This window comes from Mycobacterium sp., from assembly GCF_032162605.1.
Classification (GTDB): Bacteria; Actinomycetota; Actinomycetes; order Mycobacteriales; family Mycobacteriaceae; genus Mycobacterium.
This window is the reverse complement of sequence record NZ_JAVROT010000619.1, coordinates 1-2526: the sequence shown is the minus strand read 5'-3', so window position 1 is coordinate 2526 and position 2526 is coordinate 1. Positions and strand designations below refer to the sequence as shown.

Here is a 2526-nt window from a genome sequence, read left to right as displayed (position 1 = left end):
ATGATGTCGCCTCCGACGTAGTTCGCGTTGTGGTGCGACATCTCGGCGGCGGGAACGGCTCGCGTCGCAAGCACCAGGTCTCGGAACCCGGGTGCGGCGCGCTCGAAGATGCCGGTCACCGTCTCGGTGACGTCCCTGGCGGAACCCGCGGGAACGTGCGCATAGGTCCACAGTGGTCGGCGGCCCTGTGCGTCGATGCGCGACGGGTCTGTCAGATGCGGCAGCGCCGCCAATGTCATTGGCCACTCGGCGTGGCGGCCCGCGGCGACTTCCCGTTCGGCCAACGCCATCTGCGCGCGGGTACCGCCCATGTGCACCGTCGGCGCCTGCGCGACGCGCTCGTCGCGCCACGGAATGTCGCCGGACAGCACGAAGTCGACCTTGCAGACCCCGGGACCGAATCGGTAGCGGCGCAACGCCTTCGCGTACCGCAGCGGAACGGCGTCGCCGTAGATGTCGAGCAGTGCCGTCGGCGCGGTGTCGTAGATCGCCACGCCCTCCGGCGGCGAGGTGACGGGTTCGCCGAGAATCAGATCGCCACCGTGGGCCAACAGGTCGTCGATCAGCGCGTCGGTGATGGTCTGCGTTCCGCCGATCGGCACCGGCCATCCGGCGGTGTGTGCGACGGTTCCGAGCATCAGCCCGGCGCCGCTGTTGACCGGGGACGGCATTGGCGAAATCGCGTGTGCACCAACGCCGGTGAACAGAGCCCTGGCGTCGTCGCCGCGAAGCAGGCCCCACGCCGGGCCGCCCTGAGCCAACACCCGCAACCCGGTGCGCACGGTGGTCAGTAGGTCCGGCGGTAGCGACCGCTTGTCGCCGAGGAAGAATCCCAGCACGCCGTCGACGTGCTCGGTCAGCGGGCCGAACAGCCGTCGCCACGAGGCGCCATCGTCGAGTTCGGCACAGGTGCGTTCCAACGACCGGTACGCCAGTGCGGCAGGTCGGTCGGGCAGCGGGTTGGCGTACGACACGTCCGGCGCCACCAGATCAACGCCACGCGCGGCAAGGTCGAACTCGGCGAAGAAGGGCGAAGCCACCCCCAGCGGGTGCACCGCCGAGCAGACGTCGTGGCTGACGCCCGGATACTCGGGGTCGGCCATCGTCCGCGCGCCGCCCCCGGCGGTCGGCTGGGCCTCGACGACGCGCACCGACAACCCAGCCCGTGCGCAGATCACGGCAGCGCTCAGACCGTTGGGTCCACTACCGACGACGGTGACGTCCATATCAATCCCCCGAGTCGCTTCGCTCCTGCCCGCCGCCGAGCAATTACAGCCCATTACTCTGTCCACGTGAGCCTGCCCGTTGTATTGATCGCTGACAAACTCGCCGAATCGACCGTCGCCGCCCTTGGTGAGGTGGAGGTGCGCTGGGTCGACGGCCCGGATCGGGAGAAGCTGCTGGCCGCGGTGCCCGAGGCCGACGCGCTGCTGGTGCGATCGGCCACCACCGTGGACGCCGAGGTGCTGGCCGCCGCGCCCAAGCTGAAGATCGTCGCCCGCGCGGGTGTCGGACTCGACAACGTCGACGTCGACGCGGCGACGGCGCGCGGCGTGCTGGTGGTCAACGCGCCGACGTCGAACATCCACAGCGCCGCCGAGCACGCAATCGCGCTGCTGCTGGCCGCGGCCCGACAGATTCCTGCCGCCGACGCGACACTGCGCGATCACACGTGGAAGCGGTCGTCGTTCTCGGGCACCGAGATCTTCGGCAAGACGGTCGGCGTGGTCGGTCTTGGTCGCATCGGGCAGCTGGTGGCCCAGCGGCTCGCCGCGTTCGGCGCCCACATCGCCGCCTACGACCCCTACGTCTCCGCGGCGCGCGCCGCGCAGTTGGGCATCGAACTGCTCACGCTCGACGAACTGCTGGCACGCGCCGACTTCATCTCCGTGCACCTGCCGAAGACGAAGGAGACCGCAGGGCTGATCAACAAGGAGGCATTGGCCAAGACCAAGCCGGGCGTGATCATCGTCAACGCCGCCCGTGGCGGGCTGATCGACGAGGAAGCCCTTGCCGAAGCCGTCATCAGCGGACACGTCCGGGGCGCAGGCCTCGACGTGTTCTCCACCGAACCATGCACGGACAGCCCGCTGTTCGAGTTGCCCCAGGTCGTCGTCACCCCCCACCTCGGCGCATCGACGGAGGAGGCGCAGGACCGCGCGGGCACCGACGTGGCGGCCAGCGTGAAGCTGGCGCTGGCTGGCGAGTTCGTGCCCGACGCCGTCAACGTCGGCGGTGGCGTCGTCGGCGAGGAGGTGGCGCCGTGGCTCGATCTGGTGCGCAAACTAGGCCTCCTGGTCGGAGCGCTTTCGCCCGAGCTGCCGACGTCGATTTCGGTACAGGTGCGCGGTGAGTTGGCCGCCGAAGAGGTTGAGGTGCTGCGGCTCTCGGCGCTGCGCGGCCTGTTCTCGGCGGTGATCGAGGACCAGGTGACGTTCGTCAACGCCCCGGCACTGGCCGCCGAGCGGGGTGTCGAGGCCGCCATCAACTCCGCCTCGGAGAGCCCCAACCACCGCAGCGTCGTCG

2 protein-coding genes are annotated in these 2526 nt (G+C 69.8%); one reads left to right on the top strand and one right to left on the bottom strand.

Annotated elements, in window-relative coordinates; genetic code table 11:
* On the bottom strand, positions 1-1226 hold a 1226-nt coding region (locus QOI01_RS35555), incomplete at its 3' end, for a phytoene desaturase family protein (RefSeq protein WP_526388851.1).
* A gap of 66 nt (positions 1227-1292) precedes the next feature.
* Between QOI01_RS35555 and serA the strand changes: the two genes are divergently transcribed.
* Positions 1293-2526 (top strand): phosphoglycerate dehydrogenase (gene serA, locus QOI01_RS35550; protein ID WP_526388849.1); only part of this gene is annotated, 1234 nt, incomplete at its 3' end.